At 73.1% G+C, this 24,138-nt stretch carries 16 protein-coding genes; 6 read left to right on the top strand and 10 right to left on the bottom strand.

Translation table 11 applies throughout. From position 1 onward, the window contains the following. Positions 1 to 20: 20 nt before the first annotated feature. From QE370_RS17920 to QE370_RS17910, 3 genes are all read right to left on the bottom strand, one after another. On the bottom strand, positions 21 to 1,481 hold the full coding sequence (locus QE370_RS17920; protein WP_253026367.1) for a glycosyltransferase: 1,461 nt from the start codon (positions 1,479 to 1,481) through the stop codon (positions 21 to 23). A 91-nt stretch (positions 1,482 to 1,572) separates the two neighbouring features. Then, complete coding sequence (locus QE370_RS17915) at positions 1,573 to 2,652, bottom strand: diguanylate cyclase domain-containing protein (RefSeq protein WP_309635198.1); 1,080 nt, start codon at positions 2,650 to 2,652, stop codon at positions 1,573 to 1,575. Continuing rightward, the gene (locus QE370_RS17910) at positions 2,652 to 4,424 is read right to left on the bottom strand and encodes a HAMP domain-containing sensor histidine kinase (RefSeq protein WP_309635197.1); all 1,773 of its coding nucleotides are present in this window, start codon (positions 4,422 to 4,424) and stop codon (positions 2,652 to 2,654) included. Before QE370_RS17910 ends, QE370_RS17915 begins: the two co-directional genes overlap by 1 nt. A gap of 222 nt (positions 4,425 to 4,646) precedes the next feature. Between QE370_RS17910 and QE370_RS17905 the strand changes: the two genes are divergently transcribed. Genes QE370_RS17905 through mfd form a run of 3 tightly spaced genes read left to right on the top strand, consistent with a single transcriptional unit; the run spans position 4,647 to position 9,388 of the window. After that, complete coding sequence (locus QE370_RS17905) at positions 4,647 to 5,318, top strand: 50S ribosomal protein L25/general stress protein Ctc (protein WP_253026341.1); 672 nt, start codon at positions 4,647 to 4,649, stop codon at positions 5,316 to 5,318. Continuing rightward, positions 5,315 to 5,881 carry an aminoacyl-tRNA hydrolase gene (gene pth, locus QE370_RS17900; RefSeq protein WP_067855368.1) on the top strand — a complete coding sequence of 189 codons (567 nt, stop codon included), beginning with the start codon at positions 5,315 to 5,317 and terminating at the stop codon, positions 5,879 to 5,881. The genes QE370_RS17905 and pth overlap by 4 nt, the downstream gene beginning before the upstream one ends. Continuing rightward, entirely contained in the window at positions 5,882 to 9,388 is a 3,507-nt protein-coding gene (gene mfd / locus QE370_RS17895; RefSeq protein WP_309635196.1) for a transcription-repair coupling factor, read from the top strand. 57 nt (positions 9,389 to 9,445) lie between these two features. On the opposite strand, the gene QE370_RS17890 is transcribed toward mfd, so the two are convergent. From QE370_RS17890 to QE370_RS17865, 6 genes are all read right to left on the bottom strand, one after another. Next, positions 9,446 to 11,401, bottom strand: coding sequence for a hypothetical protein (locus QE370_RS17890; protein ID WP_309635195.1), 1,956 nt, complete (start codon positions 11,399 to 11,401; stop codon positions 9,446 to 9,448). 20 nt (positions 11,402 to 11,421) lie between these two features. Then, on the bottom strand, positions 11,422 to 12,195 hold the full coding sequence (locus QE370_RS17885) for a hypothetical protein (protein ID WP_309635194.1): 774 nt from the start codon (positions 12,193 to 12,195) through the stop codon (positions 11,422 to 11,424). A 485-nt stretch (positions 12,196 to 12,680) separates the two neighbouring features. After that, complete coding sequence (locus QE370_RS17880; RefSeq protein ID WP_309635193.1) at positions 12,681 to 13,856, bottom strand: hypothetical protein; 1,176 nt, start codon at positions 13,854 to 13,856, stop codon at positions 12,681 to 12,683. Then, positions 13,850 to 14,635, bottom strand: coding sequence for a heme ABC transporter ATP-binding protein (locus tag QE370_RS17875; protein ID WP_309635192.1), 786 nt, complete (start codon positions 14,633 to 14,635; stop codon positions 13,850 to 13,852). The genes QE370_RS17880 and QE370_RS17875 overlap by 7 nt, the downstream gene beginning before the upstream one ends. Continuing rightward, on the bottom strand, positions 14,632 to 15,747 hold the full coding sequence (locus QE370_RS17870; RefSeq protein WP_286689606.1) for an iron ABC transporter permease: 1,116 nt from the start codon (positions 15,745 to 15,747) through the stop codon (positions 14,632 to 14,634). Before QE370_RS17870 ends, QE370_RS17875 begins: the two co-directional genes overlap by 4 nt. Continuing rightward, a complete protein-coding gene (locus tag QE370_RS17865) occupies positions 15,744 to 16,958 on the bottom strand; it encodes an ABC transporter substrate-binding protein (protein ID WP_309635191.1) in 1,215 nt (404 codons plus the stop codon). The genes QE370_RS17870 and QE370_RS17865 overlap by 4 nt, the downstream gene beginning before the upstream one ends. Before the next feature lie 173 nt (positions 16,959 to 17,131). Here QE370_RS17865 and QE370_RS17860 point away from each other — a divergent pair, with 173 nt between their 5' ends. From QE370_RS17860 to QE370_RS17850, 3 genes are all read left to right on the top strand, one after another. Continuing rightward, positions 17,132 to 18,523 (top strand): NAD(P)H-quinone dehydrogenase, encoded by a 1,392-nt coding sequence (locus QE370_RS17860; protein WP_309635190.1) that lies wholly within the window; start codon positions 17,132 to 17,134, stop codon positions 18,521 to 18,523. 95 nt (positions 18,524 to 18,618) lie between these two features. Beyond that, positions 18,619 to 21,564: a SpoIID/LytB domain-containing protein gene (locus QE370_RS17855; protein WP_309635189.1), complete on the top strand. Its 2,946-nt coding sequence runs from the start codon at positions 18,619 to 18,621 to the stop codon at positions 21,562 to 21,564. Between the two features lie 89 nt (positions 21,565 to 21,653). Next, the gene (locus QE370_RS17850; protein ID WP_067855397.1) at positions 21,654 to 22,040 is read left to right on the top strand and encodes a phage holin family protein; all 387 of its coding nucleotides are present in this window, start codon (positions 21,654 to 21,656) and stop codon (positions 22,038 to 22,040) included. 234 nt (positions 22,041 to 22,274) lie between these two features. Here QE370_RS17850 and QE370_RS17845 read toward each other — a convergent pair whose 3' ends face one another. Then, positions 22,275 to 24,059, bottom strand: a complete 1,785-nt coding sequence (locus QE370_RS17845) for an acetyl/propionyl/methylcrotonyl-CoA carboxylase subunit alpha (RefSeq protein ID WP_396127840.1) — start codon at positions 24,057 to 24,059, stop codon at positions 22,275 to 22,277. Positions 24,060 to 24,138: the final 79 nt, after the last annotated feature.

Genomic DNA, 24,138 nt, shown 5'->3' with positions numbered 1-24,138 from the left:
GAGGGGGATGGAGGAGGCGCTCAGACCGTGTAGCCACGGTAGTTGCGCAGGATCTTGATGCCCATCCAGAAGGTCTGGGCGACGGTGATGACACCGAGGATGGGCCAGCCGACGGCCAGGATGGAGGACTGCAGGTCGATCGGGACCTGGAACCAGACGGCGGCGGCCGCGACGAAGCCCAGCAGGGCGATCGCGAAGGGGTAGAGGTAGCTGTTGCCCGAGCCGCGCTCGGCCTTGGCCTGGGCGGCCCAGTTGTCGGTCTGCTTGCGGCTCGCGAACTTCGTCCAGGCGCGGAGGAAGTGGCCGATGCGGATCCACATGTAGATCTCGGCCGGGAGGAGCAGCACCGCGAACAGGATGTCGCGACGGTGCCCGTAGTGCATCGACCGCGCGACCCGGTAGTTCAGCAGGATCGCCACGACCGGCGGCACGAGCCACCAGGGGCTGAAGACGAAGGCGTGGATCGAGAGCGAGGCGAGCAGCAGGCTGAAGAACATGAGCCGCGTGATGATGTTGAGCACCATCGACATGTGCTCGAACCAGCGCAGGCGCAGGTTGGGGTGGAAGGGCTGGCCCTTCGTGTCGCCGCGCTGGCCGGGCCACATGAGCTCGATGGCGCCGAAGTTCCACTTCACCTGCTGGGCGTCGAGGGAGCGCAGCGTGTTCATGCCGCCCACGTGCGCGCGGGCGGTCGCGCTGATCTTCGTCAGGTAGCCGGCGCTCTTGATCTGCAGCGACAGCAGCGAGTCCTCGACCTCGCTGTCCTTGACCCACGGGGCCCGCTGGTGCGTCTGCGTCATGACGTCGCGGAGCGCCTGCGTGGCGAAGATCGAGAACTGGCCGCCGAGGACGGCCATGTTCCGGCCGCGCAGCAGGTTCTGCATGTTGAAGGCGGCGAACTGGGCGCGCTGGCCGGCCGTCAGGAACTTCGCCATCGTCGTCGGCAGGGCGCTGTCGTCGATGCTGTAGATCGCCGAGATGCCGCCGATGCGGTCGTCGCTGGTGATCTCGTCGACCAGGTCCTTGACGGCCGTCGGCTCGGGGGTGGTGTCGCCGTCGACGCCGATGATGTAGTCGCAGCCCTCCGCCAGGAAGAAGCCGTAGTTCAGGGCGCCGACCTTCTTGTCGGGGTTCTCGCCGATGTCGTGCACGAAGATCTCGACCAGCTGGGTGCCCTCGGGACGCTCCATGAGGTGCTGGCCGGCGTAGTGGCTGGCGATCTCGACGGTCTCGTCGGTGGTGTTGTTGACCACGACGTGGATGACGTCCGGCAGCCGGGTCTGCACCAGGAGCGCGTCGAGCACGGACGCGATGGTCTCGGCCTCGTTGTACGACGGCACGACGCACGCGACCGTCGCGCGCGGCTTGATGCTGCCCGCGACCTCCTCGACGGCGGTGCCGAGGGCGCGGTGCAGCGCCTCGTCGCTGAGGTCGAAGGCGGTGGGGTGTCGGTCCATGGGACCGAGGGCGTCGTGGGACACGGGGGCTCCTGCACGGTGGGCGTCACCCCATCCTGGGGTGCCGACCTCAGGAAACGCCGTGGTCCGGCCTCAAGGTCTGCTCAAGATCTGCTCAAGCGCGCGGGACGTAGCCGGCCTCGGCGAGCAGGGCATCGAGGTCGGGCGCGGTCGTGAAGGTGTCGGAGGTGCTGAACAGCACGGGGACCGGCACGTCCTGCTCGCCGAGCGCCTCGTTCGAGCGGGTGTACACCGCGCGCTCGACCGCGGCCGCGATCTCGGCCGTGCGCTCAGGGGTCTCCGCCGGCGCGAGGACGGCGAAGCGGCCCACGCCGAGGTAGCCGAGGACGGACCAGGCGGGCACGTGGCGGCGCAGCGTGTCGGCCACGGTCGCGAGGGCGAGGTCGCCGCCGCGGCGGCCGAAGGCCTCGTTGAGCTCGACGAGGTCGGTGATCTCGGCGAGGACCAGGCCGGCGTGCCCGCCGCGCAGCTGGATGCGGCTGAGCCGGTCGGCGGCGGCCTCGACGAACTGGCCCCGGCTGTGCACCCCGAAGACGCGCCCGGTGCCGTGGTCCTCGGACCACCAGGCGCCCTCGCGCTCGGCGCGCATGGCGACGAGCAGCTGCAGCAGGACGAGCATGGTGACCAGCAGGAACACGGCGGGCAGGTGGTCCGACCCGCGGTAGACCCGGCCGAGGAGCACGTTCACCACGACGGCAGCGGCGAAGACGCCGAGCGCGACCTGCAGCAGGGTGACGTTGACGTTCATGCGCATGCTGCTGCGGCGCAGCTCGAGGACGCCGGCCACGGCGAAGCCCGCCGCCGCGAGGTAGCCGTCGGGCAGGACCGGCGAGCCGACCGCCTCGAGCCCGCTGCGCAGCAGGACCACGCCGACGGCGACGACGAGCGGGGCGACCGGCAGGGCGATCGCGCCGCGGAAGCAGCGCAGGCCCGACCAGACCAGACCGATCGCCACGACCCCGCAGGCCGAGCCGGCGGTGTCGGTCTCGAAGGTCAGGACGGTGTCGCCGGAGAGCAGGCTCGCGAGTGCCGCGCCGGCGGCGGCGACGAGGCCGCCCGCCCAGAGCCGGTTGGCGGGGTCGTTGTGCCGCATGGCCGTGGTGACGGAGAAGGTGACGGCCACGGCGAGGTAGGGCAGGAGCGTGCCCAGGAGCACGAGGTCGAGGTCGGACATCAAGCCACGTCCCGTGCGACGCTCTCGTCGGCCGCGGCCGGGAGCCACACGGTGACCGTGGTGCCCTCCTCGAGCCGGCTCGTGATGTCGACGGAGCCGCCGTGGGCGCGGACGATGTCCTGGGTGATGCTCAGCCCCAGGCCCGTGCCCTGCACGCCGGAGCTGCGGGCGCGGTCGGTGCGGTAGAAGCGGGTGAACAGCGAGGCCAGCTCGTCCTCGGTCATGCCGCGGCCGGTGTCGTGGACGACGATCTCGACGCCGGGGACCGCGACGGGCCCGCGCTCCGCAGGCACGTCGACCGCCTCGGTGGAGCGGTGGGCGTCCTGGACCACGACGTCGATGGTGCCGTCGTAGCGGTTGTACTTGACGGCGTTGGTGAGCAGGTTGTCGAGCACCTGCCGCAGCCGCAGCGGGTCCGCGGGGATGGTCGAGTCCGTGCGGCTGTCGAGCCGCACCGTGATGAGCCGTTCGGTCGCCAGCGGCCGCACGCCCTCGACCGCGCTGCGGGCCAGCTCGCTCGGACGGCACGGCTCCATGAGGAGCTGCAGGGGCACCCCGGGTGTGCGGCTGCGCGCGGAGAGGAAGTCGCGCGACAGCGCCAGCATCCGCTCGGTGTTGTCGAGGGCGACCTCCACCAGCTCACGGGCGTCGTCGCCCAGGTCGGGCTCCGCGAGGGCCAGCTCGAGGTAGCCGAGGGCCGCGGTCAGGGGTGTCTTGATCTCGTGGGAGACGGCGGCGACGGCGTCGTCGCGGGCCTGGGCGTCCGCGAGCTCCTTGCTGACGTCGCGCGCGACGAACACGTAGCGGTCCGAACGGGGGCCGGTGACGCGGCGGATGCTGACGCTGAGCGGCACCTGGGCCGGGCCCGGTGGTCCCAGCCGGACCAGCAGCCCCTCGACGTCCTGGCCCGACCGGACGAGGGCGAGCGGCTTCTCGCTCGCCGCGAGCGGCGTGGTGCCGTCGGCCCGGTACAACGGCGCGTGCAGCACGGCCTCCGTCGCGTCGGCGGCGCCGACCAGACGCGCGAGGGCCTCGGCGGCCCGGTTGGCGGTCACCGCCCCGTCCGCGTCCAGCGTGACGACGGCGAAGTCGACGACGTCGAGGACCTCCGCGAGGGTGCGCTCCTGCGTGCGGGCGGAGTCGAGCGCGGAGCCGACGAGCCGGGTCTGGGACTCCAGCAGCCGTCGCTGCGAGCGGTTCCGCGCCGTCCAGCGCGAGCCCGCCCACGACGTCAGCGCGAACAGCAGGGCGAGGTTCAGGAGGGTGGTCACGGCGGTGGTCCACGACTGCTCGCCGGTCAGGTCACGCACGGTCACCACGACGACGACCGCGGCGAGCGCCGTGCCCAGCACGCAGGCCCGGGAGAGCGCAGGGAGCTGGATCGACGTCCACGCGACGGGGAGGACGGCGAGCACGGCGAACCCCGCCCCGGGGGTGGCGTAGTAGAGCAGGCCGCACACAACCACGTCGAGCACGGCGATGAGGGTGGCCGCCACCACGGTCGAGCCGGCGCGGTCGATGCCGAGCGACCCGAGCATCGCGGTCAGCAGGGCCGTCACGCCCGCGACCACGACGCCCGCGGTGAACGCCCCGTGGTGGACGGGCAGCGAGGTGACGAGGGAGGAGACGACCGGCAGGGCGAGCCCGGTGAGGAAGAGGAACTGGGCCGCGAACACCTCGCTGGGCACCACCGGGGTGCGCGTGCGGGGCACGCCGTCGCCCGGGGTCGCGGGGACGTCCCCGGGACCGCCCGGGGAAGTCGGCGTCCGCATGAGCCGACCCTAGCAATCAGGCACCCTCGGCGGTGGCCGATTTCGCTGGCGGCGGAGGGCTCCTGTACGCTGACGCAGTTGCCTCGGCGAGGGTCGGCAGGTCCGACCGTGATCGACAGGGCGCTCCGCGGAGTGTCGTGTCCGACCTGCTGGGGCGACGTCCGGCCGGGTCCACGGCCGCCCCACCTCGTTCGCCCGCACCACACCTCCAGGAGTTTCCCCGTGGCCGAGATCACCATCCCCGCCGAGCCCCGTACCGAGTTCGGCAAGGGCGCTGCCCGCCGCATCCGTCGCGCCGACCAGGTCCCCGCCGTCCTCTACGGCCACGGCACCGACCCCGTGCACGTGACGCTGCCGGGCCACGCGCTCATGCTCGCCCTCAAGAACAGCAACGCGCTGCTCTCGATCGAGGTCGGCTCCGAGTCGCACCTGGCCATCCCCAAGCAGGTCCAGCGCGACCCGCTGAAGGGCTTCATCGAGCACGCCGACCTCCTCATCGTCAAGCGCGGCGAGAAGGTCGTCGTCGACGTCGCCGTCCAGCTCGAGGGCGAGGCGCAGCCCGAGACGCTGGTCGTGCTGGAGAACGCCACCGTGTCGCTCGAGGTCGAGGCCACGCACATCCCCGAGGCCGTCGAGGTCTCGATCGAGGGCCTCGAGGTCGGCGCCCAGGTGCTCGCCTCCGACCTGGCCCTGCCCTCCGGCGCCGCGCTCGCAGTCGAGGAGGACCTGCTGGTCGTCAACGTCACCGCCGCCCCGACGGCCGCCGACATCGAGGCCGAGCTCGAGGAGGCCGAGGCCGAGGCCGGCATCGAGCGTGACGAGCCCGAGGACGCCGAGGGCGAGAGCACCGAGGGCGAGTCCGAGGCTGACGCCGAGGGCGACACCGAGTCGTGACCTGGCTGGTCGTGGGGCTCGGCAACCCGGGCCCCACGTACGCCGCCACCCGGCACAACGTCGGGTACATGGTCGCCGACGTGCTCGCGGACCGCATGGGCGGCCGCTTCAAGGCGCACGCCTCCGGGCGCGCCGAGGTCGTCGAGGGCCGGCTCGCGGGTGAGCGTGCCGTCCTCGGCCGTCCGCGCTCGTACATGAACGAGAGCGGAGGCCCGGTCTCGACGCTCATGAAGTACTTCGACGTCGACGCCGAGCACCTGGTGGTCGTCCACGACGAGCTCGACATCGACTTCGGTGCCCTGCGGCTGAAGCTCGGCGGCGGCGACAACGGCCACAACGGGCTGAAGTCGATCCGCCAGTCCATCGGCACCGGCGACTTCCACCGGGTGCGCGTCGGCATCGGTCGACCCCCGGGACGTCAGAGCGTGCACGACTTCGTGCTGAAGCCGTACTCCTCGACCGAGCGCAAGGACCTCCCCGTGTACCTGGAGGAGGCCGCCGACGCGATCGAGAGCCTCGTCACCCGCGGACTATCCGAGACGCAGAGCGCGTTCAACCGGTAGATGGACCTCCACGCCCTCCTCTCGCCCCACCTGAACGGCCCCCTGGTCGAGGCGCTCGCCGAGCGTCCGCGCACTCTCTCGGTGCAGGGCCCCGCCGCGGTGCAGCCGTTCGTGACCCGCGCGCTGGCCGACGCCTCCACCGTGCTGGCCGTCACCTCCACCGCGCGCGAGGCCGACGAGCTCGCGGCCGACGTCGCCGTGCTCCTCGGTGACGATGCGGTCGCCGTGTACCCGGCCTGGGAGACGCTGCCGCACGAGCGGCTCTCCCCGCGCTCGGACACCGTCGGTCGTCGCCTGGCGGTCCTGCGCCGTCTCGTGCACCCGGGACCGGGTGCGCCGCCGGTGCGGGTCGTGGTGGCGCCCGTGCGCTCGGTGCTGCAGCCGCAGGTCGAGGGCCTCGCCGACCTGCGTCCCGTCGAGCTGGTGGTCGGCCAGCAGGCGCCGCTCGACGAGGTCGTCCGCGACCTGGCAGCCGCCGCCTACGTGCGCGTCGACCTGGTCGAGCGTCGCGGCGAGTTCGCGGTGCGCGGCGGCATCGTCGACGTCTTCCCGCCGACCGAGGCGCACCCCGTGCGGGTCGACTTCTGGGGCGACGAGGTGGAGGAGATCCGCTCGTTCTCCGTCGCCGACCAGCGCACGACCGATCCCGTGGAGCGGCTGTGGGCACCCCCGTGCCGCGAGCTGCTCCTGAACGACGACGTCCGCGAGCGGGCCCGGGCGCTCGCCGTCGAGCACCCGTCGCTGGGCGAGCTGTTCGGCAAGCTGGCCGAGGGGCACGCCGTCGAGGGCATGGAGTCGCTCTCGCCGATCCTGGTCGACGAGATGGAGCTCCTCGTCGAGCTGCTCCCGGACGACGCCGTCGTGGTGGTCCACGAGCCGGAGAAGGTCAAGGCGCGCGCCGCCGACCTCAACGCGACGAACGAGGAGTTCCTGCAGGCGTCGTGGGCGGCAGCCGCGACCGGTGCCGAGGCGCCGATCGACCTCGGCTCCGCAGCCTTCCGCGAGCTCGACGACGTCCGCGACGTCGCGCTCGCCCGAGGGGCGTCCTGGTGGAGCGTGTCGCCGTTCGGCCTCGACGACGAGGAGACCGTCGCCGCCACGGCCGAGGCGGCCCCCCTCTACCGCGGTGACACCGAGGCCGCTGTGGCCGACGTCCGCGCCTGGCTCGGTGAAGGACGCCTCGTCGTGCTCGCGACGCCCGCGGCCGGCCAGGCCCAGCGCACGGTGGAGTGGCTGGCCGAGCACGACGTGCCCGCGACGATCGTCGACGCTGCCGGTGAAGCAGGGGCCGACGGTGGGGTGCCGGCGGCCGGCAGCGGCGTGGTCGCCGTCGTCGTCGCCGACCTGAGCCACGGCCTCGTCGCGCCGCGTGCCGTCCTGCTGACCCACGACGACCTCGTCGGCCAGCGCGCCGCCGAGCGTCCGGACCGCGCCAGCATGCCTGCGCGCCGGCGCAAGCAGGTCGACCCGCTCGAGCTGAAGGCCGGCGACCACGTCGTGCACGAGCAGCACGGCGTCGGGCGCTACGTCGAGCTCGTCAACCGCACCGTGCAGGGCGCGGCCCGCGAGTACCTCGTGATCGAGTACGCGCCGAGCAAGCGCGGGCAGCCCGGCGACCGGCTGTTCGTCCCCATGGACCAGCTCGACCAGGTCAGCCGCTACGTGGGCGGCGAGAGCCCGAGCCTCGACAAGCTGGGCGGCGCCGACTGGACCGCGCGCAAGAACAAGGCGCGCAAGGCCGTCCGACAGATCGCGGGCGAGCTGATCAAGCTCTACGCCGCCCGTCAGTCGACGAAGGGGCACGCGTTCGGTCCCGACACCCCCTGGCAGGCCGAGCTCGAGGACGCGTTCGCCTTCGTCGAGACGCCGGACCAGCTCGTGACCATCGACGAGGTCAAGCGCGACATGGAGCGGTCGGTGCCGATGGACCGCCTGGTCTGCGGCGACGTCGGCTACGGCAAGACCGAGATCGCGGTGCGGGCCGCCTTCAAGGCCATCCAGGACGGCAAGCAGGTCATCCTGCTGGTGCCGACGACCCTGCTCGTCCAGCAGCACTACGCGACGTTCGCGGAGCGCTTCGGGCAGTTCCCGGTCACCATCCGGCCGCTGTCGCGGTTCCAGACCGAGAAGGAGTCGCAGGAGACGCTCGCCGGTCTCGCCGACGGCAGCGTCGACCTCGTGGTCGGCACGCACCGGCTGCTGCAGCCCGGCGTCCAGATCAAGGACCTCGGTCTCGTGATCGTCGACGAGGAGCAGCGCTTCGGCGTCGAGCACAAGGAGGCGCTGAAGCACCTGCGGGCCGCGGTCGACGTCCTGGCGATGTCGGCGACACCGATCCCTCGCACCCTCGAGATGGCGGTCACCGGCATCCGTGAGATGTCGACCATCGCGACGCCGCCGGAGGAGCGCCACCCGGTGCTGTCCTTCATCGGCGCGTACGACGACAAGCAGGTGGCGGCTGCGATCCGCCGTGAGCTGCTGCGCGAGGGACAGGCGTTCTTCATCCACAACCGCGTGCAGTCGATCGACAAGGTCGTGAAGCGGCTGGGAGAGCTCGTCCCCGAGGCGCGCGTGGCAGCCGCCCACGGCCAGATGGGCGAGCAGGCGCTCGAGAAGGTCATGGTCGACTTCTGGGAGAAGCGCTACGACGTGCTCGTCTGCACGACGATCGTCGAGTCGGGCCTCGACGTGTCCAACGCCAACACGATGATCATCGAGCGGGCCGACACCCTCGGCCTCTCGCAGCTGCACCAGCTGCGCGGCCGGGTCGGGCGAGGTCGCGAGCGGGCCTACGCCTACTTCCTGTACCCGCCCGACAAGCCGCTCACCGAGACCGCCCACGACCGGCTCGCGACCATCGCGCAGCACTCGGAGCTGGGTGGCGGCATGCAGGTCGCCATGAAGGACCTCGAGATCCGCGGCGCGGGCAACCTGCTGGGTGGCGAGCAGTCGGGTCACATCGCCGACGTCGGCTTCGACCTGTACGTGCGGCTCGTGGGCGAGGCCGTGGCGGAGTTCCGCGGCGACGGCGGCGAGGACGGCCTGCCCGGAGGTCGCGAGGTGAAGCTCGAGCTCCCCGTCGAGGCCCACCTCCCGCACGACTACGTGCCGAGCGAGCGGCTGCGCCTGGAGATGTACAAGCGGCTCGCCGACGTCCGCTCCGACGCCGACGTCGAGGAGCTGCGCGCGGAGCTGGTCGACCGGTACGGCGAGCCGCCGGAGGTCACGGAGGTGCTGCTCGACGTCGCACGTCTGCGCGTCGCGGTCCGTACCGCCGGCCTGACGGAGGTCACGTCGGCCGGATCGCAGGTCCGCTTCGGCGGCGTCGACCTCCCGGAGTCGGCCCAGATGCGGCTGCGGCGGGTCTACCCGAAGAGCCTGTACAAGCCGGCGACGCACGTCGCGCTCGTGCCCGCGCCCAAGACGGCACCCGTCGGCGGGCGGCCGCTGCGTGGTCGTGAGCTGCTGCAGTGGGTGGCCACGGTCGTCGAGACCCTCACGGCCTGAGCCACGGACGACGGACGGCCCGATACCTGCAGGTGCCGGGCCGTCCGTCGCGTGGCGTCAGCGCGTGATGCGCAGGGCCGTGCGGGTGCCGTCCTTGGCCGGGTGGTTGGCGTCGCCGGAGTAGCGGATGAAGTACGTCCACGTGCCGGTGGAGCCCGCCGCCGGGATGCCGACGACGGCGCGGCCGTTCCTCAGCGTGACGGGTCGGCTGTACCGCACCGTGCGGCCCTTCTTCAGGACCGCGCGCACCGTGCCCGTCGCCTGGGCGGGGCTGCCGGACGTGACGACCACCGTCGCTCGACCGGTCTTGCGCTTGGTCGGGCGCGTGGTCGACGGACGACGCACCGTAGCGGCGTATCGCGTCACCTCGATCGTCGTCGTCGCGCCCGTGGCGGCGGCGTGCGTCGTGTCACCGGAGTAGTGGACGGTCGACGTCCAGCGCCCGAGGCGGGTCGCCTTCGGCACCTTGACGGTGGCCACGCCGTCCTTCAACGTCGCCTTCGGCCCGGTGAGGGTGGTGCTGCCGTTGACCAGGGTCGTGTGGACGGTGCCCGTCGGCACCGAGTCGTCGGGGCTCGCCACGGTGACGCGGGTCGAGCCCGTCGTCGTGCGGGTCGGCTTGACCTCCGAGCCGCGCGAGAGCGTCGGGGTGAGGGGCTCGGGTGCCGGGTCGACGAAGGTCAGGGGCGTCGCGGTCTCGTACGCGGCGACGGTCGCGCCGCCGCCGGCGTAGGTGTAGATGCCGTAGGTGCCGGTGCGGTCCTTCAGCCAGTCCTCGTTGACCGGGATCGTCGCGGTGAACGTGCCGTCGGAGCGCAGCTCGGTGTAGTTCGGCGCCTCCGGGTCCTGTGCCGGGCTGCTCGCGGCGAAGGACGCACGCGGGACGGCCCACTTCACGGCCGGCGCGGAGGTGTCGCCGCTGTCCGCGTTGGCCCGCGCCGACGACGGCGCGCCCTGCGACGGACGCCAGACGTCGGCGTAGCGGCCGAACGCGACGTACACGCCGGACTTCTGGCCGGCGAACGGAGGCCGCGTGCCCGTCGCGAGGGACGGGTCGAAGCCGCGACCCTCGACCGTGATTGAGGTGGTGGCGCCACGGGTGACCTGGGTGTCGGAGACGGTGACCGTCGGGGTCTGCGCGAAGGTCACGTCGAAGGGGAGCTGCGGCTTGTTGTCCTGCTTGCCGGCGCAGCCGGTGGAGTAGAAGTGCGCGAGGACGGACGTGCCCGCCTCGTGGGTGGCGAGGGCGTCGAGGAAGTCCGTCGGCCACGCGCCCCACCAGCCGGTGGCGCCGTCCTGCGCCGAGCACGTCCGGGTTTGGGCGGTGGCGCCCGACGGGGCGTCCCACGTGACGCCCTGGTAGTCGGGGGTCACCCGGTACCCGGTGGACGTCTGGGCGCTCAGGGAGCCGGCGTCGAACGTCGCGATCGTGAGACGGCCGAAGTCCTTCGCGGGGAAGGCCTCGCCGGTCATCGACTGACCGGCACCGATGGTGAAGCGCATCGTCAGCGTGCCGGAGCCGTCGGGCTCCACGTCGAGCTGCGGGTCGGCGTAGATCTCGTCGGGGGCGCCGTACTGCGCGGGGTAGGCGTTGACGGTGTAGCTGCCGCTCCAGCTCAGCTCCGCCGCGCCCGTGGTGCGGTCGACGGTGCCGTCACCGCCGGTGAACTGCACGACGTTCGGGGCCTTGCCCGCCTTCGACGTCGGGAACGACGTCGTGGGGACGGGGTCGACGCGGTAGACCTGCTGCGGGGACGTGTTCGGCACGGTGCTGACGTCGCCGGCGAGGTAGCGGGCGTCGCCGGTCGGGTCCTTGAACGTCCAGGGGCCGAAGATGCCGTCCTGCGCGTAGCCGCTCAGGCCCCAGGTGAAGGTGGCCTCGCTGACGGTGTCCGACGCGGTCGGTGCCGCTCCGGCCGACGGCGTGACGACCGCGAGGGTCGCCGCCGCGAGGGCGCCGGCGCCGAGGAGCGACACGAGTCGCGTCCTGCGGCGGGTGGGGGTGGTGGACATGGTGTTCCTTTCGGAGGTGGTCAGCCCCGCCGGGGGGCTGCTTCGGGGGAGGGGCGGGACGTGCGGGAGGCCGCGACGCTGCTGCCGGTGACGACGAGCGCGGCGAGGCCCGTCAGCGCGGCGGCGAGCCACCACCAGAGCGCGTCCCCGGTGCGCTCGGACGGGGCGGCCGGCAGCGGCAGCAGGGTGGAGACCGGTCTGGTCTGGACCAGCTCGCCACGGGCGGCCGCCCGGGCCGCGTCGGTCGGTGGGGCCAGGTTCGCGGCGGGCGCGCCGGGGGCGGCCACACCGGACCGTCGTCCTGCGGACGACGTCGTGGGGGTGGTGGCGGACGGCCGGGGTGGCTGGACGACCGGGTTCTCGATGGGGTCGAGCGGCGCCGGACCGGGCGCCGGCGGCGGCGTGACGTCGGCGCCGGCCCAGGAGACCGTCATGGGCGACGCCTTCTTGTAGGGGTCGGCCGAGCCGCCGCTGCTGTACCAGTAGGCAGCGGTGCCGGTCTTGCGCTGGAAGTCGACGAACGACTGCGGGAACGAGCCGTACGGACGCACCTGGGGCACGCCCGTGACCTGGACGCCGTCGTAGGCCGGGGTGGCGGTGAACCCGCCCGCCTCCTCCTGGGCCGACCCGAGGTCGACCCGGCCCAGGTCGGCGACGACGACCCGCTCCGGCGCGACCGGTCCCCACGCCGTCAGGTCCTCCATCGACGAGGCGAACCCGCCGAGCTCGGCCGTCACCTGCCCGACGCCGTCCTCGACCACGAGCTCCGGGTCGCTGAGGTAGAAGAACGCCATGCCGGAGTAATAGACGACGCTCGCGTCGCCGTCCCAGCTGATCGTCGCGTCGCCGGCGGGCGGCGTCGATCGTGCCCTCGCCGCCCGAGAACACCAGCTGGTGGCCCGAGAACCGGCCCCCGCCGATGGCCGCGCCGGTGGCGTCGGTGCGCAGGCCCGCCCAGGTAGCGGGCCGGTACGCCGACCCGTCCCACTTCTCGACCGCGACGTCGCCCGTGCGTGCCGACCAGCCCGACGCCGGCATGATCGTGCCGCCCCGTCCGGGGTCCGGCACCTTGCCGGCCGAGAGGAAGTTGATGGTGCCCGGGGCGAAGGCCCGGTTGTTGGACTCGTCGTTCAGTCCCCAGCGCAGGACGGCGTCGTCGACGGCGCGCGGTCCGGACGCCTCCTGGGCCGAGGGGTCGGGGTCGCCGGTGCCGGGCTGGTCGGCCAGGGCGGCCGACGGCAGGAGCGCCAGCCCGAGCGCCAGGCCGGCCGCGACGAGGTCACGCCAGGGCCGCAGCACGACGCTCCTCCTTCCGACGGGAGGTGACCAGGCGCCGGACGGCGAACACCGTGGCGCCGACCAGCAGGAGGAGCGCGAGGCCCGCGGCGGCCATCGGCAGCCAGGACGGCACGCCGCCGGACGGGTCGACGGTCGACGCCGCCGAGGGCGGTGGGGCGGCGACCGGGAAGGAGACGCTGGGGGTCGCCGTGCCGCCGCTGAGCCGCAGCTCGTGGGTGCCCACGCCGACGTCGGCGGGCAGCGCCAGCGCACCGGCCAGCTGGCCGTCGGCGCCTGCGGTGAGCGGACCCACGGCGGCCACGCCGTCGTCGAGGGTGGCGGTCACCTGCTCCCCGGGCCGCAGGCCGGTGGCGCTGAAGGAGAGCACGTGGCCGGCCACGGCCGTCTCGCGGTCCACGGCGAGCACGGGCCTGGTCCGTCGCGTCGCGGTCCTCGCCGCGCTGCCTTCGGCCTCCCGCGCGTCCGCGGTCGGGGCGTCGCCACCGGCCGCTGCGGCGCCGTCGCCGTCCGACGACGAGGGCGACGACGTGGCGGCCCCTCCGCGGGCCGCGGCGGTCAGGTCGGCCACCGACACGGGGGTGAAGGTCTCGTTGCGGGCGTTCTTCACGCCGTGCGCGCCGATCGTGATGATGCCGCACCGGACGCGGCGGCAGTCGACCCTCGTGACCCTGTTGCTGCGGTCGCGAGCCTTGAACACTGCGCCCGGGACGACGATCCGCGTCGACCACGAGCCGTCGGCGGCCAGCGTGCCGCCGTTCGCGGCGGACGCGGTGTCGCTGCCGGGGAAGGCCACGAACTTCTGGAAGCCTTGGTTGTCCTTCGTCTCGCTGTCGGGGACGTACAGCAGGTTGCGCCCGGTCTGGCCGCCCTGCGACGGACGCCAGGTCCCGGAGACCGTGCCGAAGAAGACGTAGATGCCGCCGTGGCCGTTCTTGATCGACTGGAAGCCCTGGCCGCGCAGGGTGAGGGTCGTGGCGTACGTCGGGTCGACCACGGCGGACCCCTGGGCGTTGGCCACGCCGACCCGGGACTCGGCCGCGGCAGGCGATGCCGTGACCACGGCGACGAGCCCGGCGAGCGCGAGCGAGAGCGCGACGAGGGCCGCGGTCGTGCGTCGGGGGAGTGCGGCAGGGGCGGGGGACGGTCCGGTCAGCACGGGGCCTCCTGGGGGTGTCGGTGGGGCAGGACGAGCAGCCGACCGTCGAGGTCGACGACCTCGAGCGGGTGCTCGTACACGGTGGAGAGCAGCTCGGCGGTGAGGACGGCACGCGGTGCCCCGACGGCGCGGACGCGACCGTCGGCGAGGACGCAGACCCGGTCGGCGTGCGCAGCGGCGAGGGTCAGGTCGTGCAGCACGGCCACGACCGCGTGGCCGGCGGCGGCCAGCTCGCGGGCCTGGGCCATGACGAGCTCGACGTGACGGACGTCGAGCGCCGCGGTGGGCTCGTCGAGCAGCACGAGGGCGGTCTCCTGCGCGAGCACGCGTGCCAGCGAGGTGCGAGCGCGCTCACCGCCCGACAGCGTGGGGTAGACGCGCTCGGCGAGGTGCTCGACGTCGCTGCGGCGCAGCGCCGCGGCGACGACGACGTCGTCGCGGTCCTCCTCGGGACGTCCGGCCCACGCCGCCCGGCCCATGCGGACGACGTCGACGACGCGGAACCCGAACGCGAGCCGGTTCTCCTGCGGCAGCACGGCGCGTCGGCGGGCGAGCTCGCCGGCGCGCAGGCTCGCGACGCGGCGGCCGTCGAGCGTCACCGAGCCCCGCTGGGGGACCTGGTCGCCGGCGAGGACGCCGAGGAGCGTGGACTTGCCGGCACCGTTCGGCCCGACGAGCACGAGCAGCTCGCCCAGGCGCACCTCGAGGTCGACGTCGTGCAGGACCGGCGTGCCGCCCAGCTCCACGCCGATGCCGGACGCGACCAGGGGGGCGTTCACGCCCAGCCTCCCGCGGTCCGACGCGTGCGACGCAGCAGCCAGAAGAAGAACGGCCCGCCGACCAGCGAGGTCAGCATGCCGATCGGCAGGTCGGCGTACGCGACGGCGGTGCGGGCGAAGAGGTCGGCCCAGAGCAGCAGGAGCGCCCCGCCGAGCGCGCTGGCAGGCACGAGCACCCGGTGGCCGGGACCGACGACCATCCGGACCAGGTGGGGCACGACCAGGCCGACGAAGGCGATGATGCCGGCGAAGGAGACGGCGGCCGCCGTGAGCAGCGCGACCAGCACGATGGCCGCCACGCGCACGCGCTCGACGTCGACGCCGACGTGGCGGGCGGCGCGGTCGCCGAGGGCCAGCACGTCGAGGCGCCGCGAGAGCGCCAGCGCGCCCACCAGGCCGATCCCGACGCACGGAGCCACCACGGCGACGTGCGCCCAGCGGGTGCCGTTGAGGCTGCCGAGCTGCCAGAACACGATCTCCTCGCGCGCCGACGTGTCGCCGAGGAACAGCATGAGCGCCAGGCCCGCGCTGCACACCGCGTTGACGGCGATGCCCGTGAGCACGAGGGTGACCACCTCGGTGCGTCCGTCGGCCCGCGACAGGGCGTAGACCGTGAGGGTGGTGACCAGGCCGCCCACGAAGGCGAACGCCGGCACGGTCCACGCGCCGAGCAGGGTCACCTGGAAGACGATGACGAACGCGGCGGCGAGGGCGGCGCCCACGGACACGCCGACCACGCCGGGCTCCGCGAGCGGGTTGCCGAACACGCCCTGCATCAGCGCCCCGGCGGTCGCCAGCGCCGCGCCCACGAGCAGCGCCAGCGCGACCCGCGGGAAGCGGACCTGCCAGAGGGTGTTGTCGCCCTGGGGGTGCGTCGGCAGGGGCAGGACGTCGAGGCCCACGCGGTGCAGCACCGACCCGAGCACCTGGTCGGCCGGGACGTCGAGCTGTCCCTGCCCGGCCGAGACCAGCGTCGACACGACGACACCCACGCCGAGCGCACCGAGCAGCAGCCCGGCCCGGCCGCGGCGCACCGGGGGCAGCGACGGCGCGGGCACCTCGTCGGCCGGCCCGACGTCGGGGAGCCGGTGCCGCCCGGCGACGGCGGTCATCGGCGCTCCCCGGCCGCGGGCGCGGCGGAGCCCGGTGCGTAGACGGCCACGGCGAGCGCCTCCAGCACGGCGGCCGTCCGCGGGCCGTAGCCGAGGATCTGCGCGTCGGACATGTCGACGATCCGGCGCTTCTGGCCGGCCGGCGTCTGCGCGAGCGCGGGCAGGCGCTCGAGGAGTCCGTCGACGCCGTCGACGGACTCCAGGCCCTTGGTCATCATGAGGACGACGTCGGGCTGCGCGTCGATGATGCCTTCGTCGGTCACGGGCTTCATGCCGTTCCAGCCGATCTCGCCGGCCACGTCGTAGCCGCCGAGCGCCGTGATCAGGGTGTCGGCACCCGAGCCCTCGCCGAACATGTAGTAGACGCCGGCCTGGCCGCGGACGTAGAGGAAGACCATGCGGGGCTTGTCCTGCACCCGCTTCGGCGCCACGGCGGCGATCTCGGCCAGGGTCGAGCGGGTCTGCTTCTCCAGGCGGTCCGCGAGCCGGCTCCCGACGTCGGGGACACCGAGCGCCCGCGCCACCTCCTGGGTGAGGCTGCCGACGTTGTCGACGCTGCGGGTGCTGTCGACGACGACCACGGGGATTCCCGCGTCACGCATCTGCAGCACCACGTCCCACGGTCCGAGCGAGGTGTCGGTGATGATCAGCGTCGGGTCGAGCTCGAGGATCGCCTCGGCGTTGAGGTCGTGCCCGTTGCTGGTGACGAGCGGCAGGTCCTCGGCCTCGTCGAACTGGGTGGAGATGTCGCGCCCGACGAGAGAGTCGCCCAGGCCGAGCTCGTAGACCGTGCGCGAGAGCGTGCCGTAGATGTCGAGGGCGAGCACGCGGCTCGTGTCGGTGACCGTGACGCGCGTGCCCTGGGAGTCGGTGAGGGTGACCGGCAGGGTCTGGGTGGGGGAGTCCGCCACCGGGTCCACCGGCTCGTCGGGCAGCGCCGCGTGCACCGCCCCCTCCCACGAGCGCGGGTCGTCGAGCACCTTCGCCTCGCTGAGCGGCGGCGTCGCGACGTCGTCGCCTGCGTCGTCGTGCCCGCCCGGCCGGAGCCCGCACGACGACAGCAGGAGCGCGACGACGGCGAGCGCGAGCAGGCGTCGCCGCGCCGTCGGAGTCCGCGTCAGGGCGGTGGCGGTGGGCCCTGGAGTCGGCTCGGCGGTCGGCTCGGCGGTCGGGTGGGCGGTCGGGTGGGCGGTCGGGTGGGGTTGGGGCACCGGGGGCACACCTCTCGATCGCGCCCGTCTCGAACGTCATGAGGCAAGGCTTGGCTAACTCAGGTTTGCCTCAGCATAGTAAGGCTCACCTCAGTATGGCCAGGGGGGTGCGGGAGCCGTCGGCCCGCGCGCCCGGCTGCCGTCCGGGGCCCTCGCGGTGAGAGGATGGCGACGTGACGCACGTGGTGATCATCGGAGGCGGACCTGGCGGCTACGAGGCGGCTCTCGTCGCCGCGCGACTCGGGGCGCAGGTCACCGTGGTGGAGCGCGACGGGCTCGGCGGCTCGACCGTCCTCACCGACTGCGTGCCCAGCAAGACGCTCATCGCGACGTCCGACCTCCTGACCGAGGTCGAGTCGTCCGCCGAGCTCGGCGTCGAGGTGCCCCGTGACGTGCGTGCCGACCTGGCGGCGGTGAACGACCGCGTGCTGCGACTCGCGCTGGCGCAGTCGGCCGACATCGCCGGCCGGCTCGACCGCGAGGGCATCGAGGTCGTCCGCGGCACCGCTCGTCTGCTCTCGGCCCGCGAGGTCGAGGTCGTCGAGGCGTCCTCGTCGGACCAGGAGGCGAGCGGCGCGCCCCGGGTCGTCGAGGCCGACGCCGTGATCCTCGCGACGGGCGCGCATCCGCGGGTCAGCCCCGACGCGCTCCCCGACGGCGAGCGCATCCTCACCTGGGAGCAGGTCTACGCCCTGCGCGAGATCCCCGAGCACATGATCGTCGTCGGCTCCGGTGTCACCGGGGCCGAGTTCGCGAGCGCCTACAACGGCCTCGACGCGCACGTCACGCTCGTCTCGAGCCGCGACCGCGTGCTCCCGGGCGAGGACGAGGACGCCGCGGAGCTCATCGAGGACGTCTTCCGCGAGCGCGGCATGACCGTCATGGGCCAGTCGCGCATGGCCTCCGTGCGTCGCGAGGGCGACCAGGTGGTCGTCACGCTGACCGACGGTCGCGAGGTCGTCGGGTCGCACTGCCTGCTCGCGCTCGGCTCCATCCCCAACACCGCCGACCTCGGCCTCGAGGACGTGGGCGTCGCGCTCGACGACGCCGGCTTCGTGCGTGTCGACCGCGTGTCGCGCACGAGCGTGCCGGGTGTCTACGCGGCCGGCGACTGCACGGGCGTGCTCATGCTGGCCTCCGTGGCGGCGCAGCAGGGCCGGATCGCCGTCGCCCACCTGCTCGGCGACGCCGTGCACCCGCTGGACCTGCAGAAGGTCTCGAGCAACATCTTCACGTCCCCGGAGATCGCCACGGTGGGCCTGTCCCAGCGAGCCATCGACGAGGCCGGGCTGCACGTCGACGTCGTCATGCTCCCGCTCGCGACGAACGCCCGCGCGAAGATGCAGGGCGTGCGGCACGGCTTCGTGAAGCTGTTCTCCCGCCGGGGGATGGGCGTGGTCGTGGGTGGCGTCGTCGTCGGCCCACGGGCCAGCGAGCTCATCCACGCCGTCTCGCTCGCGGTGTCCGCCTCGCTGACCGTCGACCAGGTCGCCGACGCCTTCACCGTGTACCCCTCGATGTCGGGGTCCGTGGCCGAGGCTGCACGCAGCCTGCACCCGCGCTGACCTGCGGAAATGACAGGCGTGTAGTTCGTCGACTCCGGTGGATATCGCGCCGGATGTGTGATGCAGTAGCCCAGCACCATCGTCACATCCGCCCCATGAGTCACAGGATCGGACTTCCCCACATGCGCTTCTGGACCCTGGTCCGGCGAGCCTTCCCGTTCGCCGTCGTCACCGCCGTCGCGGTGTCCGCCCTCATCGCCACGCCCGACACCGCCCCGACCCAGACGTCGCAGGCGGCGGCTCCGCGACCGGCCACGCTGCACGAGCTCGACGTCCCGGCGACGCAGGCCCCTGACGTCCCCGCGGCCTCCGCGGCACCGGCGACGCCGTCGCCCAGCCCCTCCACGCCCGAGCGCAGCGAGGTCCGCCAGCAGGCCGTCCCGCCGGCGACGACGGCGCCCGGCAAGGCTGGGCCCCAGAAGTCTGGGCCCGAGAAGGATGGGACCGACGAGGTCGCCACCCTGCCGCGCACGACCGTGCGCCCGTTCTCGATGGTCGGTGTCACCTGGGCACGCGGCGGCGAGGACTTCGACGTGAAGGTCGCGCTGCGCAAGAACGGCACGTGGGGTGCGTTCCAGACGCTCGACACCGACCGTGACGCCGAGGCCGACGCCGGCCCCGAGGTCGGTCGCGCCGGGACGGACCCGCTGTGGGTCGGGTCCGCCGACGGTGTCGCCGTGCGCGTCACGTCGCCCAGCGGCGAGCGCCCGGCGGACCTGAAGGTCGCCACCATCGACCCGGGCCGCGGCAGCGACGTCGCCCCGGCCGCCGCGACCGTCGGCCAGCCGAAGATCATCTCGCGCTCCTCCTGGGGGGCGAAGGGCCCGACGAAGGGCAACGAGTGCTCCGCGCCGGTCTACGGCGCCTCGACGCTGGGCGCGGTCATCCACCACACGGCAGGCAACAACGACTACACGAAGGCCCAGTCGGCCGGCATCGTCCGAGCGACGCAGGCGTACCACACGGGCGCGCGGGGCTGGTGCGACATCGGCTACAACTTCCTGGTCGACAAGTACGGCCAGATCTTCGAGGGACGACGCGGCGGCATCGCCAAGCAGGTCCGCGCCGCCCACTCCGGCAACGGTCCGGTCAACGAGCGCACGGTGGGCATCTCGATGATGGGCACCTACTCCAAGGTCGCGCCGACCGCCGCCACGAAGAAGGCCGTCGCCGACCTCGTCGCGTGGCGCTTCTCGCTGGCCAAGCTCAAGGCCACGGGCACCTACACGCTCGGCGGCCTGCGGCTGAACCGCATCGTCGGCCACCGTGACGTCCTGTCGACCGAGTGCCCCGGTGCCGCCGCCTACGCCTGGGTGACGTCGTCCGGCTCCACCGGTCTGCGCCAGGAGGTGGCCCGACGTCTCGCCGGGTCGTCGTCGACGCCGAGCACCCCGACGCCGCCCACGACCACGCCGACGTCGGGCAAGGACATCAAGTCCCTCGCCGCAGCGATCGGCAGCGAGAAGCTGGGCAAGCTCGTGCGCAAGGAGTGGGGCAACTCGGTCCAGCGCCGGGCGATCTACCAGAACATGGACCTGCTCTGGACGAAGGCCGCCGGTGCGTTCTCGGTGACCAGCGTCGTGCGCCGCGAGTGGCACCGCACGGGCGAGCAGGGCGGACGCCTCGGCTTCCCGATCAGCAGCCGCAGCAGCACCGGTGACGCCAACGTCAAGTACCAGCGCTTCCAGAAGGGCAGCGTCTACATCGTCGGCACCGGCTCGGCGACGAAGGCGTACGCCATCTACGGCCCGATCTTCGAGTCCTACAAGACCGTCAAGGGCACCTCGGGCCCGCTCGGCGCCCCGACCTCGACCGTGCTGCGCGACCGCACCGGCTACCAGCGGGTGACGTTCGCGAAGGGGTACATGGAGTACTCGGAGGGCTCGCGCGCCGTGAGCACCTGGTACAAGAACGGCTCGAGCCCGGACCAGCTGACCGTGCCGAGCGACCGGTCGGTCGTCATCAGCGGACGCGGCTTCGGCCACGGGATCGGCATGAGCCAGTACGGTGCCCAGGGCGCGGCGCGGCAGGGCAAGACGTTCAAGCAGATCCTGGCGTCCTACTACCCTGGCACGTCGCTGGCGCAGCGCAGCGGCTCGATCCGCGTGCTCGTGGGTGACGCGACGTCGTCGACGGTCACGGTCCGCGCGCGGTCCGGGCTGGTCTTCCGCACCCTCGCCTCCAGCAGCGGCACCACGTTGCCGACGTCGTCGTCGGGCACGCCGATCACCAACTGGCGCATCCGCGTCAGCACGGCCGACGCGACGAAGTCGGTGCTGGAGTACCGGGCCGGGTCGCGCTGGCGGGTCTTCCGCGACCGGATCTGGCGCGGCTCGGCCCAGTTCCAGGCCTCGTCGCTCGGACTCGTCCTGCCGAACGGCTCGGTGCGCGAGTACCGCACGGCGATCCGGTCGGCGCTGCCCGCGTCGGGCTCGAAGGAGCGCAAGACGGTCAACGTGCTGTCGCTCGACGACTACACCCGCGGGGTCGTGGCCTCGGAGATGCCGTCGAGCTGGCAGCAGGAGGCCCTGAAGGCGCAGGCCGTCGCCGCGCGGACCTACGCGGTGCGCACGCTCATGCCGTCGCGGTACTACGACGTGTGCGACACGACCTCCTGCCAGGTGTTCAAGGGCCTGAGCGGGGAGACCGCCAACACCGACAAGGCCGTCGCGGCGACGCGTGGCTCGATCCTCACCTACCAGGGCAAGCCGGCGCTGACGCAGTACTCGTCCTCCTCGGGCGGCGCGTCGGCACCCGGCAGCGCGCCGTACCTGAAGGCGCACCTCGACCCGTTCGACGGCTGGTCGGGCAACGCGAACCGGTCGTGGCGGGTCGTGGTGAAGGCCTCGACCATCGAGCGGGCGTTCCCGAAGGTCGGCACGCTGCGCAGCCTGACGGTCACGCAGCGTGACGGGACGGGCGACTGGAAGGGTCGGGTCGTCTCGATCCGGCTCACGGGCTCGAAGGGAACGCAGACGGTCTCCGGACCCGACCTGCGCTTCGCGCTCGGCCTGAAGTCGCACTACTTCCGGCTCGGCTGAGCCCGGCTGCCTCGCCGTCGTCGCCTGCAGGTGACGACGGCGGGGCACCGGCGCCGGGACGTCGGAGCGGGTCGGCGATACTGCTCGACATGCTGTCGATCCTCCGGTCCCTCGGCTTCGCGGCGCTCGCGAACGTCGCGTCGCTCGGTCTCGCCGCGGCCCTCCTCGACGGGTTCTCCGTCCGGCTCGGCGGGCTGCTCGTGGCGGTGCTCGTCTTCACGGTCCTGGCCGTGGCACTGCGTCGTGCGACGGCGACCCTCGCGCCGCGGCTCGCGCGCCCGTCGGCGGTGCTCGGCGGCCTGGTGCTCACGGCGGTGGCCCTGGTGCTCACCGACGCGCTCGTGCCCGGCGACGGCTTCGACCTGCACGGCCCGGTGGCCTGGGTCGTGACGGTGCTGCTCGTGTGGGCCGCCGGTGTGGCGTACGGCGAGGTGGACACCCAGGCACCCGCCGAGGTGCCGCCCGTCGCCTCCTGACGCCCGGCACCCGGCGGGGGTGCCGGGCGACGGGCGGCAAGAACAGCACAGCCTCGGCGGGGGTGCCGGGCGACGGGCGGCAAGAACAGCACGGCCTCGGCGGGGGTGCCGGGCGACGGGCGGCAAGAACAGCACGGCCTCGGCGGGGGTGCCGGGCGACGGGCGGCAAGAACAGCACAGCGCCGGTGGCCTGCCCGGAGGGGCAGGCCACCGGCGCTGGGTGGTGGTGCGGTGCTACTCGGCGGCGGCTGCGTCGGCGATGGTCGCGACGACCTCGCCGGCGCCGATGGTGGCGCCGATCTCGGCGGACAGGCCGGTGACGGTGCCGGCCTTGTGCGCGGTGATGGGCTGCTCCATCTTCATGGCCTCGATGACGAGGATCGTGTCGCCGGCGGCGACCTCCTGGCCCTCCTCGACGGAGACCTTGACGACGGTGCCCTGCATGGGCGAGGTGAGCGAGTCGCCGGAGACGGCGGCGCCGGCAGCCTTGCCGCCCGCGCGCTTCGGCTTCTTGGCGCCGCCCGCGGCACCGGAGGCGGCGACGGCACCGAGGCCGCCGGGCAGGACGACCTCGACGCGCTTGCCGGCGACCTCGACGACGACGCGCTCGCGCTCGCCGGGCTCGGCGGTCTCGGACGGGCCGCTGTAGGGCTCGAGCTGGTTGTCGTAGTCGGTCTCGATCCACGTGGTGTACACGTCGAAGGACCCGGGGGTGCCGTCGGGCTGGGTGGCGTTGTAGGCCGGGTTGTCGAGCACGTCGCGGTGGAAGGGGATGACGGTCGGCATGCCCTCGACGACGAACTCGTCGAGCGCGCGGCGCGACCGCTCGATGGCCTGCTCGCGGGTGCGGCCGGTGACGATGAGCTTGGCGACGAGCGAGTCGAAGGCGCCGGGGACGGTCTGGCCCTCCTCGTAGCCGCCGTCGAGGCGGACGCCGGGGCCCGACGGGGGAGCCCACTTCGTGAGGGTGCCAGGGGCGGGCAGGAACCCGCGGCCGCCGTCCTCGGCGTTGATGCGGAACTCGATGGAGTGGCCGATGATCTCGGGGTCGCCGTAGCCGAGCTCCTCGCCGGCGGCGACGCGGAACATCTCGCGGACGAGGTCGATGCCGGTGACCTCCTCGGAGACGCAGTGCTCGACCTGGAGGCGGGTGTTGACCTCGAGGAAGCTGATGGTGCCGTCGCGGGCGACGAGGAACTCGCAGGTGCCGGCGCCGTAGTAGCCGGCCTCCTTGAGGATGGCCTTCGAGGAGTCGTAGAGACGCTTGAGCTGGTCGTCGGACAGGAACGGCGCGGGCGCCTCCTCGACGAGCTTCTGGTGACGACGCTGGAGGGAGCAGTCGCGCGTGGAGACGACCACGACGTTGCCGTGCTGGTCGGCGATGCACTGGGTCTCGACGTGGCGCGGCTTGTCGAGGAACTTCTCGACGAGACACTCGCCGCGGCCGAAGGCGGCGACCGCCTCGCGGGTGGCCGACTCGAAGAGCTCGGGGATCTCCTCGATCGTGCGGGCGACCTTCAGGCCGCGTCCGCCACCGCCGAAGACGGCCTTGATCGCGACGGGCAGGCCGTGCTCCTCGGCGAAGGCGACGATCTCGTCGGCGTCCTTCGCGGGCTCCTTGGTGCCGGGTGCGAGCGGTGCGTTGGCGCGCTCGGCGATCTGCTTGGCCTTGGCCTTGTCGCCGAGGGCGTCGATGGCCGAGGGCGGCGGGCCGATCCAGACGAGGTCGGCGTCGATGACGGCCTGCGCGAAGTCGGCGTTCTCGGCGAGGAAGCCGTAGCCGGGGTGGACGCTGTCGGCGCCGGAGCGCTTCGCGACGGCGATGATCTTCTCGATCGAGAGGTAGGAGTCGCCCGGGGTCGCACCCTCGAGCGAGTAGGCCTCGTCGGCCATGCGCACGTAGATCGCGTCGCGGTCGGGCTCGGCGTAGACGGCGACGCTGCCGATGCCGGCGTCCTTGCAGGCTCGGATGACGCGGACCGCGATCTCGCCACGGTTGGCGATCAGGACCTTCTGCAGGGGCTTGCTCACGAACACTCTCCTCGGGATGGACAGGCTGGGCGGGGGGCCGCACCGCGTGCTGAGTCTAGGGGGATCG

Origin of the sequence: Aeromicrobium sp. SORGH_AS_0981, assembly GCF_031453195.1 — a bacterium.
Classification (GTDB): Bacteria; Actinomycetota; Actinomycetes; order Propionibacteriales; family Nocardioidaceae; genus Aeromicrobium.
This window is presented reverse-complemented; position numbering and strand designations above follow the sequence as displayed.